This window comes from Gordonia sp. 135 (genome assembly GCF_009720185.1).
In the GTDB taxonomy this organism is placed as follows: Bacteria; Actinomycetota; Actinomycetes; order Mycobacteriales; family Mycobacteriaceae; genus Gordonia; species Gordonia alkanivorans.
Map to the genome: position 1 here is coordinate 4023573 of NZ_CP046257.1, position 15543 is coordinate 4039115.

Sequence of the window (15543 nt, forward strand, 5' to 3'; positions counted from 1 at the left end):
GGTGGCAGAAATGAGTCAGGTCACAGCTATGACCCAGATCACCCCCGACCGTCTCATCTCTGCCCGCTCGCCTCTCCCCGCGTCGAGTGCTTCACCAGGAGGTACCCATGACCGCAGTCGCCACCGAGCTGCTCCCGAAGGTCCGTGATTTCATCGGCTCCGACCGCCCGATGCTGATCGGCGGTGACTGGGTGTGGTCGGCGTCGGGCCGCACCTTCGAGACCATCGACCCCGCCACCGCCCGTCCGCTCACCTCGGTCGCCCACGGCGACGCCACCGACATCGACCGCGCGGTCCGCGCCGCCCGCGAGGCCTTCGACTCCGGCCCGTGGACGCGGATGAAGCCGAACGAACGCGAACGGCTGCTGTGGCGCGTCGGCGATCTCCTCACCGAACGGGCGGCCGAGTTCGGTCAGCTCGAAGCACTCGACAACGGCAAGGCCGCGACCATCGCCGCCGCCGTCGACACCGCCTGGGCCGCCGACATCTTCCGCTACAACGCGGGCCTGGCCACCAAGATCACCGGTTCGACGGTCGACGTGTCGATGCCGTTCGTGCCGGGAGGCGAGTTCCACGCCTACACGCTCCGCGAGCCGGTCGGGGTGTGCGGACTGATCGTCCCGTGGAACTTCCCGTTGCTGATGGCCGCCTTCAAGCTGGCACCGGCGCTGGCCGCGGGCAACACCGTCATCCTCAAGCCCGCCGAGCAGACACCGCTCACCGCGCTCCTGCTCGGCGAGATCTTCGACGAGGCCGGGTTCCCGCCGGGTGTGGTCAACATCGTCACCGGATTCGGCGAGGCGGGTGCCGCGCTCGCAGCGCACGACGACGTCGACAAGATCGCCTTCACCGGTTCCACCGAGGTCGGCAAGAAGATCGTCGAGGCGGCCAAGGGCAACCTCAAGAAGGTCTCGCTCGAATTGGGCGGCAAGAGCCCCAACATCGTCTTCGCCGATGCCGATTTCGAGAAGGCGGTCGCCGGTTCGGTGGCCGCATGGATGTTCAATCACGGCCAGTGCTGCGTCGCCGGCACCCGGCTCTTCGTCGAGCGGCCGATCTTCGACGACTTCACCGCGGCGGTCGCCGAGGCGGCGTCCCAGGCGAGGATCGGCCCGGGTCTCGATCCCGCCACCGAACTCGGTCCGCTGGTGAGTCAGGAACAGTTCGACCGCGTGTCCGGTTATCTCGCGGCCGGTATCGCGGACGGAGCTCGTGCGCTGACCGGCGGAAAGCGTTGGGGCGACGAGGGATTCTTCATCGAGCCGACGGTGTTCGTCGACGTCGAACCGGACTTCTCCATCGTGCGGGAGGAGATCTTCGGGCCGGTGGTCGCCGCGCTGCCGTTCGACGCCGACACCGGGGTCGCGGCCGCCGCGAACGACTCCATCTACGGTCTCGCCGCCGGGATCTGGACCACCGACCTGTCGAAGGCCCATCGGACGGCCCGTCAGATCAAGGCCGGTTCGGTCTGGGTCAACCAGTACAACGGCTTCGACACCGCGATGCCCTTCGGCGGCTACAAGCAGTCGGGCTGGGGCCGCGAACTCGGGTCCTCGGCCATCGACCTCTACACCCAGACGAAGGCCGTGAACATCGCGCTGTGACCGGCCGTCCTGCTTTTCTCCAGAGTTTCCCCCAAGTGCAAAGGAGCACGTCATGACACTCACCACCAAGGCCGCCGTTCTCACCGCCCCCGGAAAGCCTTTCGAGATCGTGGAACTCGATCTCGACGAGCCCCGCGAGGGTGAGGTCCTGATCAAGTACACCGCCGCCGGACTGTGTCATTCCGACCTCCACCTCACCGACGGCGATCTGCCGCCCCGCTACCCGATCGTGGGTGGTCACGAGGGTTCCGGGATCATCGAGGCCGTCGGCCCCGGCGTGACCAAGGTGAAGCCGGGCGACCACGTCGTGTGCAGCTTCATCCCCAACTGCGGCACCTGTCGTTACTGCTCGACGGGACGACAGAACCTGTGCGACATGGGCGCGACCATCCTCGAGGGCTCGATGCCCGACGGCACCTTCCGATTCCATTCGGGCAAGGACGATTTCGGTGCGATGTGCATGCTGGGCACCTTCTCCGAACGGGCCACCATCTCCCAGCACTCGGTGGTGAAGGTCGACGACTGGCTGCCGTTGGACAAGGCTGTGCTCGTCGGCTGCGGTGTGCCGTCCGGTTGGGGCACCTCGGTGTACGCCGGTGGTGTGCGGGCCGGTGACACCGTGGTGATCTACGGCATCGGCGGTCTCGGCATCAACGCCGTCCAGGGCGCGGTGTCGGCAGGCGCCAAGTTCATCGTCGTCGTCGACCCGGTCGACATGAAGCGTGACGCCGCACTGAAATTCGGTGCGACGCATGCCTACTCCGATCCGCAGGAGGCCGCTGCCAAGGTCAACGAGCTGACATGGGGGCAGGGGGCCGATCAGGCCCTCATCCTGGTGGGCACGGTCGACGAGGAGGTCGTGTCCAACGCGACGGCCGTCGTCGGCAAGGGCGGCACCGTGGTCATCACCGGGCTGGCCGATCCGGCCAAGCTCACCGTGCACGTGTCGGGCACCGACCTGACGCTGAACCAGAAGACGATCAAGGGCAGCCTGTTCGGCTCGGCCAACCCGCAGTACGACATCGTCAAACTGTTGCGTCTCTACGATCAGGGTCAGCTCAAGCTCGACGAGCTGGTCACCACGACCTACACCCTCGACCAGGTCAACGAGGGTTACCAGGACCTCCGTGACGGAAAGAACCTGCGCGGGGTCATCATCCACGGCGAATGAGCCGACAACCGGAACACTCGAACAGCTCGTCGGCAGGTCATTCGCCGGCGAGCTGTTCGTCTGCACGAGGAGTTCGGACGGGCCCGGCGATCGCCGCGCGCATGCGCTGCACCGATGCGATGAGTCGTCGGGCCTGCCGGGCCGGCGAGTCGTCGGCGGGCTCGGTTGCCTGAAAGGTGTACTCGACCTCCACGTCCCTGGTCGACTTCGCGATCCTCGACGGCACACCGCCGTGTTCGATCGCCGACACCGTCGCGTCGGCGGCTCCCCGGAGCTCCTCGACGAGGTCCTGCTCGATCCCCGGATCGACCCGGTCGCCGTTCCCGGTGTCCTCCGACCGCGTCAGGCCGGTCGCCGACCACGCGAGTCCTCTTGCCTCACGTGTCGTCTCGTGGAGATGCGGCCGCAGACGGCGCAACGTCGATCGATGGAATCGGCTGAGCGAGAACACTGCCGAGGTCGCGGCGTCGAGCATCGCGGCTTCGGCCCCGTCGAGCACTCGGACGGCGGCCAGGGCCGCGTCGGAGTCGGGCTCCCCCGGCCTGTTCTCGCCTCTGCGAAGGGCAACCGAGGCCATGTTGACCAGGGCGTCGAAATACGCCCGCAGCTTGGTGTCGAGGACGGGTGAGGTCGGCGTACTCAGAATGAGAAAGGCCGCGGCCGCGCCGACGAGGGCACCGCACAGGGTCTCCTCGATGCGCCACTCGAGGACGTGGCGGTCCAGGACACCGAGCAGGTCGTAGCTGTTGGTGAGGACGATCGTGATGAACAGGATCGTCCAGGTGTAGGAGATCGCGCCGAGGTAGAAGGCGAAAAAGACCGCGCAGACCACGATCACGTACTGCACCGCGGGGTGTTCGCCGATGATCAGCACGGCGGCGACACCGATCACCAGCCCGACCACCGTGCCCTGCACCCGTTTGACGGCCTTGGTGAGAATGGCTCCGCGCGTGGCCATCCCGTTGAAGACCATGAAGGCGCTGAGCACCGCCCAGTACCAGCGGCTCGCCGAGATGAGCTCGCCGACGGCGAGGGCCACCGAGCAGGCGACCACGACCTGGAGCGCGAATCGGGTGGTGTCGGGCCTCGGTGTCGTCTTTGCCGGCGTCGACGTCTTGCCGGTGGATGTCGCCTCCGTGGGTGTCGCCGGCGTGGTCGGCTTTTGGCGCCCGACGGCGATCGCGCGCAGATCGGCTGTCGCCCCCACGACGATGCGCAACGTCTCGATGATCTGACCCGTTCCGACGAGCGCCGGGGCGGCGTCGCCCGACGACCTCAGCGCACCACAGACCTGCGACACCGACTGGGCGACGGCGGGATCCGCTCGGTGCTCGACCACCCGGAAGGCTGCCTGCTCACAGGACAGATGAAGCATGGAGACCCGTCGTGACAGGGTCGTGTCATCCACATCCGAGTAGTGCGCCGCATCGTAGTTCTCCTGCCATCCGGCAACCGCACTCGTCGCGGCCGACAACCGGGTCACCGACGCCGCCACCCGCTGCGGCCCCGCCTCCGGTTCGCTCGCGACCCGGAGCAGATCGTCGGCGCAGACCTCCACGCTCCGCAGGAGGCGCACCAGTTCCCCACCCGGCCGGTCCGGGACCAGCACCAGTCGCACGAAGAGTGCGCTCGCCACGGCGATGACGACGAGTCCGCACAGCACCGGCAACGTGTGCAGTTCGGCCTCCATCACGACGGCGAAGAAGAACGCGAAGAACCCGAAGAACCCGAGCGCACTCCCCCGGGGCCCGTAGCGCGTCGTCCAGGCGGCGAGACCGGCGATCGCGACGAAGGCGACCGCCCGCGCGACCGGCCACGGATGCAGCAGACACGCGAGGAGTGCCGCCGCGAAGCCGGGGACGAGCAGCGCGACGGTCGTGACGATCCGGGCCCGCGCGGTCGTGTCCTTGACCGCACCGACCGTCGCCCACAGCGACAGGAAGCCGGCCGAGAGCTCGGCCGCGACCGGGATGCTCACCACCGATCGGATCGCGAGAACCACCAGGGCACCGATGGCCATCGCCGACGCGCCGCGCGCGGCTTTGCGCAACCTCGCCGCACCAGGGTCGTGCGTCGTCAGCAGTGCGGTCAGTGCGAAGGGCGGTGCCATGGGAGGAATCTTCTCATCGTCGCGTCGGACCGCAGGATGGCGGCGACGCATGTTCGTGCCACCGACGGCGGGGTGCACGCGCGGCGGGCGTCGGCCTGAACCCGTCTGCTCGTCAGTCGGTCTCGTCGACCCCGAACGACACCGCGAGCTGCTCGCACCAGGTGTCGACGACCTGCGCTCGTCGCGCCGAGTCGTCGGTCAGGGTGTCGGCCAGGCCGAGCCCCCGCGCGAAGTCGAGCGTCGCCTGCACGAGACGATGCCCCTTCTCGTCGGCCGGCGAGACCCCCATCGCCGCCATCGTGCGCTGATGGGCTGCGCGGGCGAACTTCGCCTCCAGCGGCAGGATCAAGGTGCGCAGAGCGGGATCGGAGGCCGCGGCCGCCCACACCTGCAGGGCCGCCTTGAATTCCGTTCCGGTGTAGACGTCGACCACGCGTTGAACGGCTGCCAGCACTCGTGCAGGGGTGATCGGCTCGCCCGGCGCGGCCGACGTCCCGAACCTGCTGTCCGCCGCCGTCGTCAGGTCGTCGAAGACCTGCTCGAGTGCAGCGGTGATGAGCGACTCCCGCGTCGGGAAGTGGTGCTGCGCAGCGCCTCGCGAAACGCCGGCGCGTTCGGCGACCGCGGCGACGGTGGCCGCCGCCCAACCATCCGCCGCGAGTGCGTCGATCGTCGCCCGCAGCAGGCGCTCACGCGTCAGGCGTGAGCGTTCCTGCTGCGGTTCACGACGATTCGACGACACACGCGTGGACACCATCGGTAGTGCCTCAGTACGACTTCGGGAGGCCGAGGCTGGCCTGCGCGACGAAGTTGAGGATCATCTCCCGGCTGACCGGTGCGACGCGGGCGATGCGGACGAGGCTCAGCATCGGCGCGATGCCGTACTCGGTCGTCAGCCCGTTGCCGCCCATCGAGTGCACGGCCTGGTCGACGAGCTTCACCGCGGCCTCGGCGGCGGCGTACTTCGCCATGTTCGCCGGCTCGGCGGCACCCCAGTCGTCGCCGGCGTCGTACATCGTCGCGGCCTTCTGCATCATGAGCTTGGCCATCTCGAGCTCGATCTTGCCCTGCGCCAACGGATGTGCGATGGCCTGGTGTGCGCCGATCGGCGTCTTCCACACCGTGCGCTCCTTGACATACGACACGGCCTTGTCGAGCGCGAACCGTCCCATGCCGACCGCCGACGCCGCGGCCATGATCCGTTCCGGGTTCAACCCGGCGAACAGCTGACTGAGTGCCGCGTCCTCGTCGCCGACGAGCGCGTCGGACGGCAACCGGACGTCGTCGAGGAACAGCTGGAACTGCTTCTCCGGGTTCTGCAGTTCCATGTCGATCATGGTGTAGGAGAAATTCTCCGCGTCGGTCGGCACGATGAACAGCGCCGGCTTGAGCTTGCCGGTCCTGGCGTCCTCGGTACGCGCGACGATCAGGACCGCCTGCGCCTGGTCGACGCCGGAGATGTAGACCTTCTGACCGGACAGCAGCCAGTCCGAACCGTCACGGCGGGCCGTGGTGGTGATGTTGTGCGAGTTCGACCCGGCGTCGGGTTCGGTGATGCCGAACGCCATCGTGATCGAGCCGTCCGCGAGGCCTGGCAGCCACCGCTGCTTCTGCTCGTCGGTGCCGAAACGTGCGATCACGTTGCCGCAGATGGCCGGCGAGACCACCAGCATCAGCAGACCGGTGCCGGAGGCGGCGATCTCCTCCATGACGATCGCGAGCTCGTACATGCCGGCCCCGCCGCCGCCGTACTCCTCGGGGAGGTTGACGCCGATGAAGCCTAGTTTGCCCGCCTCCTGCCACAGTTCGTCGGTTTTGCGTCCGTCGCGGGCGCAATCCCGGAAGTACTGCTGGCCGTACTTCGCGGCCAGACCGGCGACCGCGGAACGCAGCGCGGCGCGCTCCGGGGTTTCGACGAAGGGGTTCTCCAAGGTGGTCATCGCGTCTTTTCCTCTGTGTCGGTTCGGGTTCGGATGGTGCGTCGGCTCAGGCGTGAAAGCCGAGTCGCTTGGCGGCCAGACCGTTGAGAATCTCGGTGGTGCCGCCGCCGATGCCGATGATGCGCATGTCGCGGTACTGGCGCTCGACCTCGGTGCCGGTCATGTAACCGAGTCCACCATGCAGCTGAACGGCCTTGTTGGCCACCCATTCTCCCGCTTCGACCGAGGTGTTCTTGGCGAAGCACACCTCGGCGATGAGATCGTCGTGTGAGCTCACCTTCCGCTCCACCACGGCGCGCGTGTAGACGCGGGCGATGTCGATACGACGCGCCATCTCGGTCAGGGTGTCCTGGACCGACTGACGCGCGATGATCGGCTTGCCGAAGGTCTCGCGATCACGGGCCCACTGCACGGTGAGGTCGAGACACCGCTGGGCGCTGGCGTAGGCCTGGACGGCCAGACCCGACCGCTCGGTGACGAAAGCCATGGCGATCTGGGCGAATCCGGAGTTCTCCGGTCCGACGAGGTTCTTCACCGGGACGCGTGCGTCGACGAAGGACAGCTCCGCGGTGTCCGAGCAGCGCCAGCCCATCTTGTCGAGTTTGCGGGTGACGGTGAATCCGGGGGTGTCCTTGTCGATGACGAGGAGGGACACGCCGCCGGCGCCCGGTCCGCCGGTGCGGACGGCCGCCACGACGAAGTCGGCCCGGACGGCCGAGGTGATGTAGGTCTTCGAGCCGTTGACGACAAAGAAGTCGCCGTCGCGCTCGGCCTTGGTGGTCAGGTGGCCGACATCGCTGCCACCGCCGGGTTCGGTGATCGCGAGCGAGCCGATCTTCTCACCGGCGAGAGTCGGGCGGACCCAGCGGTCGATCTGCTCCGGATCGCCGGCGGCGATCAGGTGCGGCAGGGCGATGCCGTGGGTGAACAGGCCCGCGAAGATACCGCCGGCCGCACCGGCGTAGTGCAGTTCCTCGGCGAGGATCGTCGTGTCGATGACGTCGCCGCCGGAGCCGCCGACCTCCTCGGGCACCCCGAGGCCGAACAGGCCGAGCCTGGCGGCCTCGAGGTGAAGCGAACGCGGGATCTCGCCGTCGCGCTCCCAGTCGTCCTGGAAGGGCACGATGTGCTTCTCGACGAACTTGCGGACCATCGAACGCAGTTCGAGACGTTCCGGCGTGTCCCAGACGTTGGGGCTGGTGATGGGCACCCGAGGCTCCTTAGGTGATGTGACCGTGGTGTGGAACGAGTGGAGGGTTCGACGCGGCGTTCAGGCGCCGCGCGGCTCGCGGCCGGCGCCCGGAGGCCCGGCGAAACACTGTGCGATACCGGACCATTCGAGCGCATCCTCGCCGACGAACTCCAGGTCGAGGTCGGCGACGGCACGTCGCTGCGTGACGAGCTGGCAGAAGTCCAGTGCCGAGCCGCGCACGATGTTCGACGCGTCCTCGGGACCCCAGGTCCACAGCTCACCCGACGGCGAGGTCAGGGCGTAGTGGAACGGTTCGGCCGGCGGGACCTTGTTGTTGACGATGTAGGCGAAATCGCGTGTGCGCACACCGATGTGTGCGACGTGGCGGATGCGGTCGCTGGGCAGCACCGTCACCCCGAGGGCGTCGGCGACGTCGAGACCGTGCGCCCACGTCTCCATCAGCCGCGCGGTCGCCATGGACGCCGCCGACATCGGCGGGCCGAACCACGGGATCTTCACACCCTGGGGCACTTCCCGGAGCGCGTCCGCCAGCTTTGCTCGCGCGAGTCGCCAGCCCGCGAGGATCTCCTCGACCGGGGCACCCGCCCCGGCCTCGGCGGCATCGTCGACGTAGGTCTCGGGGCTGTTCTGCAGAGCCTCGGTCACCAGCTCGGTGAAGCGCTCGGGATCGGTCGCCGCGATGGCGGCGACCTCGTCGGTCCACGCAAGGTGCGCGATCTGGTGGGCGATGGTCCACCCCGGGGCCGGCGTCGGCGTGGCCCATCCCGCGTCGTCGAGGTCGGCGACCAGCGCATCGAGCTGGTCGGACTCGGCTTCGAGGTCTGCCACGACGCCGTACACGGCCGCTGCTCGATCGGTCATGCGCCATAGCGTCACACAGGACCGTAGAAGAATCAAGCGCGCTTGATTGTTTCTTTGGCGACGCACAGTGAACCGCCCCTGCGATCAACCCTCAAAAGCGAGTCCGCCGACGATATGTCGGCGACTCCGCTACCGGGGGCAGATCCCAGGGGCGGTCATCAGGGTTGGTTATCGGAGCGGAGCAACCGCCGTCAGTGGTAGTGAACGTCCAGCGTGGCGCGGCTCAGCAGGACATCGTCGTATGAGGTCATGGTCGCCTCGAAGGAGGAGATCCGACGCCCGGTCTTGATCGGCGTCACCGCGACGGTGACCTCGCTGCCGTCGACCGCCGGCGATCGGTAGAAGCCGATCGCCATGTCACCGATCGAGTACTCCTGCCCTGCCCCGGCGTGCAGGTGCCCGGCGAAGGACCCCGCCTGGCCGACGATCGTCGCGATGACGCCGCCGTGCATGGTGCCGAACATGTTGCCCATCCAGGGGTCGGTGGCGCTGCGGAACCGAATACCGGCGTCGCACTCGATGGCCCCGTCGAGCACCTCGACCGTGCCGTTGAGCATCTCGACCAGCGGTCCGGGGTCCCGCTGCTTGGTGGCGATCTCCTCGACCACCGCCCGCCCGGTCAGATCCGCGGGGATGGCGGCCGGGAGCGTCACGCCGTGGTCGTCGTCGCAGCTGGGCATCGCCATCCCGATCTCGGCGGACGGAGTCTGACCCGTCAGGGCGCGCCCGACGCGAACATTGCGGGCGGTGCCCACACAACACAGTTGCCCTGCCCCGGAGCGGATCTCGACGTATGTCGAGCCCCAGCCGTCGTCGTGCATCACCACCTCGGCACGCGCCGCGAGCAGGTCACCGATGTTCGCGCGACCGTGCGTCGACAACGACAACCGCGCCTGCAGCGTGGCGGCCGCCGGGTCGTCGTGGGTGCGATGGAACGGGATGCCTCCGCAGTGATCGAACAGAACGGCGAGCGCGGGCAGCTCGATCAGGCCGCGATGGTCGGCGAACTGCGAGCAGAGCAACTGAGCGGCGCGCACGCCCTTGCCCTCGACGGCGAGGTCGCCGAGATGGAAGGCGGACAGCGGGTCGTGTGGCCCCGGGTTCGATGACTCGGCGTGATGCGGATCGCTCATACGTCTTCTGTATCAGCAGAATGCCGCCGACCTCACCTTGAGGAGTCCAACATCACTCCCGTACGCTGTAGATTCGAAGTGTCCAAAGTGACGGGAGATACACATGGGACGCAAGACCATTGCTGGACTCGGAGCCGTTGCGGCATTCGGTGCGATGACGCTGGGCGCTGCGACCGCGCAGGCCGCCCCGGGTGAGCAGGCGCTGAGCGTTGAACAGGTCCCGAACACGGGCATCACCGTCGGCTCGAACGGCGTCAGCGGAGGCTTCCTCGCCTCGATCCTCGCATCCGCGACCGAACCGGGTGTTACCCAGGTCGCACTGAACACGACGCCGACCGAGGCCTGCGCAACCAACCTCAAGGACGCACGCGTCGGCATCAGCTGGACCAACAAGTCCACCGGCCAGTCCGGCAGCGACGTCTTCGATGCCTGCAGCGACGCACGCCCGTCGGACGGCGTGGCCCTCGCGACCGGTGCCGGCTCGATCGAGTTCACCACGACGATCATCGGCAAGAACGACCGCACGTTCACCGTCGTGCCCGGTAGCGGCTCGTTCAAGCGCTAGCGGCAGACAGCAACACCCGTTCGGTCGGGGACGCTTCGGCGTCCCCGACCGAGTTGTTTCCGGGAACCCCGGCCGTGGTGCAACGTCTCCGCCTGTCATGCCCAGGCGTCTCGGACTGTCATGCCCAGGCGTCTCCGACGGCCACACCCAGGCGTCTCCGACGCGGCGCAGTAGACAATATTTCAGATCTGTACACGGACCTGGTGAACACGTTCTAGATTTGGCCGCATGGCCGAGACAGTGACCCAGCTCCTCCAGGCACGAGCCGACGACGACAACCTGGCGATCACCTACGAGGGACGCCGGTGGACGTGGCGCGAGTACATCCGCGACGCGGAGAAGACCGCTGCCGCAATCCTGTCCGTGGCCGACGCCTCTCGCCCGATGCACATCGGCACGCTGCTGGGGAACACCCCGGACATGCTCATCGCGCTCGCGGCCGGAGCTCTCGGCGGCTACGTCACCGCCGGCATCAACAACACCCGACGCGGCGACGGCCTGGCCGCCGACATCCTGCGCGCCGACTGCCAGATCCTGATCACCGATGCCGAGCACCGCCCCCTCCTCGAGGGCCTGGAGCTCCCGGGCGTCACGGTCCTGGACACCTCAACCCCGCAGTGGACCGACCTCGTCGCCGGGGCGGGCGAACTCACACCGCATTCCGTGCCGGGCGCGATGGACACGTTCATGCTGATCTTCACCTCGGGCACCAGCGGCAACCCCAAGCCGGTTCAGTTCGCGCACATGATGATCCCGTTCGCGGGCCCCGTCCTCGCCGACAAGTACGACATCGGTCCCGGCGACGTCTGCTACCTGTCGATGCCGCTGTTCCACAGCGCCGCGCTGATGGGCGGCTACTGCGTCGCACTGTGCGGCGGAGCCGCGATCGCGCCGGCCAAGTTCTCCGCGTCGACCTTCCTCGACGACATCCGCCGCTACAACGCGACGTACATGAACTACGTCGGCAAGCCCCTCGCCTACATCCTCGCCACCGAGGAGAAGCCCGACGACGCCGACAATCCTCTGCGCGTCGCCTTCGGCAACGAGGCCACCGACCGGGACATCGACGAATTCTCGCGGCGTTTCGGCTGCACAGTCTGGGACGGGTTCGGCTCCACCGAACTCGCAATCATCATCACCCGCGAGCCGGGCACCCCGCACGGTTCGATCGGCCGCGGCTTCCCCAACGTCGCGGTCTACAACTCCTCGACGATCACCGAGTGTCCTCCCGCCGAATTCGACCACACCGGAGCACTTCTCAACCCCGACGAGGCAATCGGCGAGCTGGTGAACGTCGAAGGCGGCGGGATGTTCATGGGGTACTACAACGACTCCGACGCCACCAACGAGCGTCTGCGTCACGGGATGTACTGGTCCGGCGACCTCGCCTACAAGGACGCCGACGGATGGATCTACCTGGCCGGCCGTACCGGCGACTGGATGCGCGTCGACGGCGAGAACCTCGCCGCCGGACCGATCGAGCGAATCCTCCTGCGGGTGCCCGAGATCAACCGCGTCGCGGTGTATGCGGTGCCCGACGAACACGTCGGTGACGCCGTGATGGCCGCCGTCGTGCTGCAGGACGGTGCCTCACTGAGCCCGGAGTCCTTCGCCGGACAGCTTGCCGCGCAGGCAGACCTGTCACCGAAGGCGTGGCCGAGGTACGTGCGGATCGCCGACGACCTGCCCACGACAGCCACCAACAAGATCCTCAAGCGCACCCTGAAACAGGAGGGCGCTAGCGCCGGCGATGGCACCCTCTGGGTGCGCGAGGCGCGGTCGCAGGAGTACCGCGCTGCTGTCAGCGCGAGCGCCTGAGTCCATGGATCAGCTCACCGAGCTCGGCTACTACGCACTCTCCCGGCACCCGGTCACCCCGCGCGAACTCGCCGGCGAGGCGCGGCTCGCCGACGAGATCGGACTCGGGACGGCATTCGTCTCGGAGCGGTTCAACGTCAAGGACGCGGCCGCCCTGTGCGGCGCCCTCGCCGGAGCGACCGAGAACCTCGGGATCGCCACGGCGGCAACCAACCACAACACCCGGCATCCCATCATCACCGCGACGATGGGTGCCACCCTGGCCGAGGTGTCCGGCGGCCGTTTCGCTCTCGGGCTCGGACGCGGGATCACCCCGCAGTGGCAGATCCTCGGCGTCCCGCTCGTCACCGGTGCGGCCCTGCGCGACATCACCGGGCTGCTCCGCAAGCTGTGGGCCGGTGAGATGGTCATCGGTCACGACGGGCCCATCGGTTCGTACCCGTTGCTCAGCCTCGGGGTGACCCTGGAGTCCCCGCCGCCGGTGATGCTCGTGACGATGAGTCCCCGGACCCTCGAACTCGCCGGTGAGATCGCCGACGGCGTCGTGCTGCACACGTACTTCAGCGCCGACGCCACCCGGCGGGCCGTCTCCCACGTGCGCGGGGCGGCCGAACGCGCCGGACGCGATCCGGCGTCGATCCGGATCTGGTCGGTCGTGGCGACCGTGTCCGACGAACTGGACCCCGCCGACCGGATGCGCCGCTTGTACGGGCGCCTCGCGACGTACCTGCAGGGTTACCCCGACCAGCTCATGGGTGCCAACCAGTGGGACCCCGCCGATCTCGAACACGTCCGGGCGACAACCGCTTTCACCGGTGCTCGAGGTCCCATCGACGCCACCGCCACCGCCGACGAACTCGCCGAACTGGCCGAAGCCATCCCCGAGGCGTGGGTCGCCGACTCGGCGACCGGCTCGCCGTCGGACTGCGCGAAGACGGTCGCCGAGCAGTTCGCTCTCGGTGTCGACTCGGTGATCCTGCACGGCGCGACGCCAACCGAACTGGCGCCGGTGGTCTCGGCCTACCGCGACATTCGCCCCGAACGCGCGGTCGGACTACCGGTCAACCCCGGAAGGATGCCCTCGTGACGGAGACCCTCGAGATACCCACGAGCGTCGAGCAACTCACGGCGACGTGGCTGACGGACTTCCTCGGCGAGAACGGCCACGACGCGTCGATCACCGCGGTCACCGCCGAGGCTGTCGGGACCGGGCAGATGGCCGGGTCGTATCGGCTGACACTCGAACACTACGGTCCGACGGATCTGCCCGCCACCATGGTCGCCAAGCTGGCCACCGGCGCTCCCGAGCAGCGGGAGTTCGGGTCCGGGGTGTTCCGCAACGAGGTCCGGTTCTACCGTGATCTGGCCGCGGGCTTCACCGTCCCGATCCCGCGGTGTTACGCCGCCACCATCTCCGACCCGGCCACCGAGTTCGTGCTCCTGCTCGAGGACATGGGCGACGCGGTGCAGGGCGACCAGATCACCGGATGCACGCCGGCACAGGCGGAGTCGGTCGCCGTGGCGGCGGCCGGTCTGCACGCACCCCGCTGGAACGACGCCGCACTGCTCGAGGAGATGCCGCTGCCCGGTGCCGCCGAACGCGAGATGATGGAGACGATCCTCGCCCCGATGGCCGACGTCTACCGCGACCGCTTCTCGCCCGACCTGCAGAGTTCGGCGGCCATCGACTGGCTGGTCCGCGAGGCCGGCGACTGGCTGGTCGCGCCTCTGCGGAACACCGCACTCATCCACGGAGACCTACGTGTGGACAACGTGCTGTTCAGCCCGACCGGCGAGGTGACGGTCATCGACTGGCAGACCATCACCACCGGTAACCCGCTGCGCGACATCGCCTTTCTACTCAGCACCAGCCTGACCACCGAGGATCGTCGAAAGCACGAACGCGGCATCGTCGCGTCGTATCACCGTGCGGTGGTCACCGAGGGCGTCACCGACTACACGCTCGACGAGTGCTGGGACGACTACGTCGCCAACCTCATCCAGGCGCCGCTGATCATCGTCTTCGGTTCGGCCGCCGCGCAACCCACCGAACGCGGCACCGCCATGTTCGACGCGATGCTGTCCCGCAGCGCGGCCGCGATCGAGGATCTCGTGCCGGGCGGTCTGGCCGGACGATGAAGCTCGTCGTCGGCGGCAACGGTTTCCTCGGTGCCCGACTGGTCCGTCATCTCGTCGGGAACGAGGACGACGTACGCGTCCTCACGCGTCCGACCAGCGATCTCCGCACGCTGTCCGGCCTGGACTTCGAGCACGTCACCGGCGACCTCTTCGACGCCGACTCGGTGCGCGCGGCGATGGACGGTTGCGACGTGGTGTTCCACTGCGCCGTCGACACCCGTGCCTGGCTGCGGGATCCGGCACCGCTGTACCGAACAAATGTCGACGGCCTGCGGGCGGTGCTGGACGTCGCCGCCACACAGCCGCTGCGCAGGTTCGTCTTCACCAGTACCGCCGCCACCATCGGGCGGGTCCAGGGGCGTCTGGCCACCGAGGACGATGCGTTCAACTGGCCGAAGCACGCACCCGGGTACGTGAAGAGTCGCGTCGCCGCCGAGAACCTACTGATGGACTACTCCCGCGACGGGGCCGTGCCGGGCGTCGTGATGTGCGTCGCCAACACCTACGGTCCCGGCGACTGGCAGCCGACGCCACACGGGTCTTTCGTCGCCGGTGCGGCTTTGGGCAAGCTGCCGTTCACCATTCGCGGCTGCCGGGCCGAGTCGGTGGGCATCGACGACGCTGCACGCGCACTCGCCCTGGCGGCCGAGCGGGGTGAGGTGGGCGAGCGGTACATCGTCGCCGAGCGGTCCATCGACACCGGCGAGATCGTGGAGATCGCCGCCCGCACCGCCGGCCGGGAGCCTCCCCGGCTCGTGCTCAACCGCCCTGCGCTGTACGCGGCCGGTGCGGCGGGCTCGGCGCGGGCCGCCCTCACCCGCAAGCCCGTCCAGCTGACCGTCCCGTCGGTGCGGCTGATGCACTTCATGTCCGAGATGGACCACGGCAAGGCCGAGCGCGACCTGGGCTGGCGGCCGAGACCGGTGACCGAGGCGATCGCCGAGGGCGCACGGTTCTGGCTGGAGCGACGGGCCGCCCGCCGGTCCTGA

General features: G+C 68.4%; 13 protein-coding genes. 7 read left to right on the forward strand and 6 right to left on the reverse strand.

Annotated features, from left to right (window positions below):
* Positions 1–107 precede the first annotated feature (107 nt).
* Both GKZ92_RS18255 and GKZ92_RS18260 read left to right on the forward strand, forming a co-directional pair.
* Entirely contained in the window at positions 108–1604 is a 1497-nt protein-coding gene (locus GKZ92_RS18255; RefSeq protein WP_155225506.1) for an aldehyde dehydrogenase family protein, read from the forward strand.
* Between the two features lie 52 nt (positions 1605–1656).
* Positions 1657–2775, forward strand: a complete 1119-nt coding sequence (locus GKZ92_RS18260) for an NDMA-dependent alcohol dehydrogenase (RefSeq protein WP_006360294.1) — start codon at positions 1657–1659, stop codon at positions 2773–2775.
* A gap of 37 nt (positions 2776–2812) precedes the next feature.
* On the opposite strand, the gene GKZ92_RS18265 is transcribed toward GKZ92_RS18260, so the two are convergent.
* The 6 genes from GKZ92_RS18265 to GKZ92_RS18290 form a co-directional block, all read right to left on the reverse strand.
* Positions 2813–4885 carry an FUSC family protein gene (locus tag GKZ92_RS18265; RefSeq protein ID WP_155225507.1) on the reverse strand — a complete coding sequence of 691 codons (2073 nt, stop codon included), beginning with the start codon at positions 4883–4885 and terminating at the stop codon, positions 2813–2815.
* A 112-nt stretch (positions 4886–4997) separates the two neighbouring features.
* The gene (locus GKZ92_RS18270) at positions 4998–5642 is read right to left on the reverse strand and encodes a TetR/AcrR family transcriptional regulator (protein ID WP_006360296.1); all 645 of its coding nucleotides are present in this window, start codon (positions 5640–5642) and stop codon (positions 4998–5000) included.
* Between the two features lie 10 nt (positions 5643–5652).
* Positions 5653–6825 carry an acyl-CoA dehydrogenase family protein gene (locus GKZ92_RS18275; protein ID WP_127962503.1) on the reverse strand — a complete coding sequence of 391 codons (1173 nt, stop codon included), beginning with the start codon at positions 6823–6825 and terminating at the stop codon, positions 5653–5655.
* Between the two features lie 46 nt (positions 6826–6871).
* Complete coding sequence (locus tag GKZ92_RS18280; RefSeq protein ID WP_155225508.1) at positions 6872–8035, reverse strand: acyl-CoA dehydrogenase family protein; 1164 nt, start codon at positions 8033–8035, stop codon at positions 6872–6874.
* Between the two features lie 60 nt (positions 8036–8095).
* Complete coding sequence (locus tag GKZ92_RS18285) at positions 8096–8899, reverse strand: TIGR03084 family metal-binding protein (RefSeq protein WP_006360299.1); 804 nt, start codon at positions 8897–8899, stop codon at positions 8096–8098.
* Between the two features lie 191 nt (positions 8900–9090).
* On the reverse strand, positions 9091–10032 hold the full coding sequence (locus GKZ92_RS18290; protein ID WP_006360300.1) for a PaaI family thioesterase: 942 nt from the start codon (positions 10030–10032) through the stop codon (positions 9091–9093).
* 103 nt (positions 10033–10135) lie between these two features.
* On the opposite strand from GKZ92_RS18290, the gene GKZ92_RS18295 reads away from it, so the two are divergent.
* The 5 genes from GKZ92_RS18295 (at position 10136) to GKZ92_RS18315 (ending at position 15543) form a co-directional block, all read left to right on the forward strand.
* Complete coding sequence (locus GKZ92_RS18295; RefSeq protein ID WP_006360301.1) at positions 10136–10597, forward strand: hypothetical protein; 462 nt, start codon at positions 10136–10138, stop codon at positions 10595–10597.
* Positions 10598–10825: 228 nt separating this feature from the next.
* A complete protein-coding gene (fadD1, locus tag GKZ92_RS18300) occupies positions 10826–12415 on the forward strand; it encodes a fatty-acid--CoA ligase FadD1 (protein ID WP_155225509.1) in 1590 nt (529 codons plus the stop codon).
* A gap of 4 nt (positions 12416–12419) precedes the next feature.
* Positions 12420–13502, forward strand: a complete 1083-nt coding sequence (locus tag GKZ92_RS18305; protein WP_155225510.1) for a TIGR03857 family LLM class F420-dependent oxidoreductase — start codon at positions 12420–12422, stop codon at positions 13500–13502.
* The gene (locus tag GKZ92_RS18310; RefSeq protein WP_006360304.1) at positions 13499–14554 is read left to right on the forward strand and encodes a phosphotransferase family protein; all 1056 of its coding nucleotides are present in this window, start codon (positions 13499–13501) and stop codon (positions 14552–14554) included. Before GKZ92_RS18305 ends, GKZ92_RS18310 begins: the two co-directional genes overlap by 4 nt.
* Entirely contained in the window at positions 14551–15543 is a 993-nt protein-coding gene (locus GKZ92_RS18315) for an NAD-dependent epimerase/dehydratase family protein (RefSeq protein WP_006360305.1), read from the forward strand. Before GKZ92_RS18310 ends, GKZ92_RS18315 begins: the two co-directional genes overlap by 4 nt.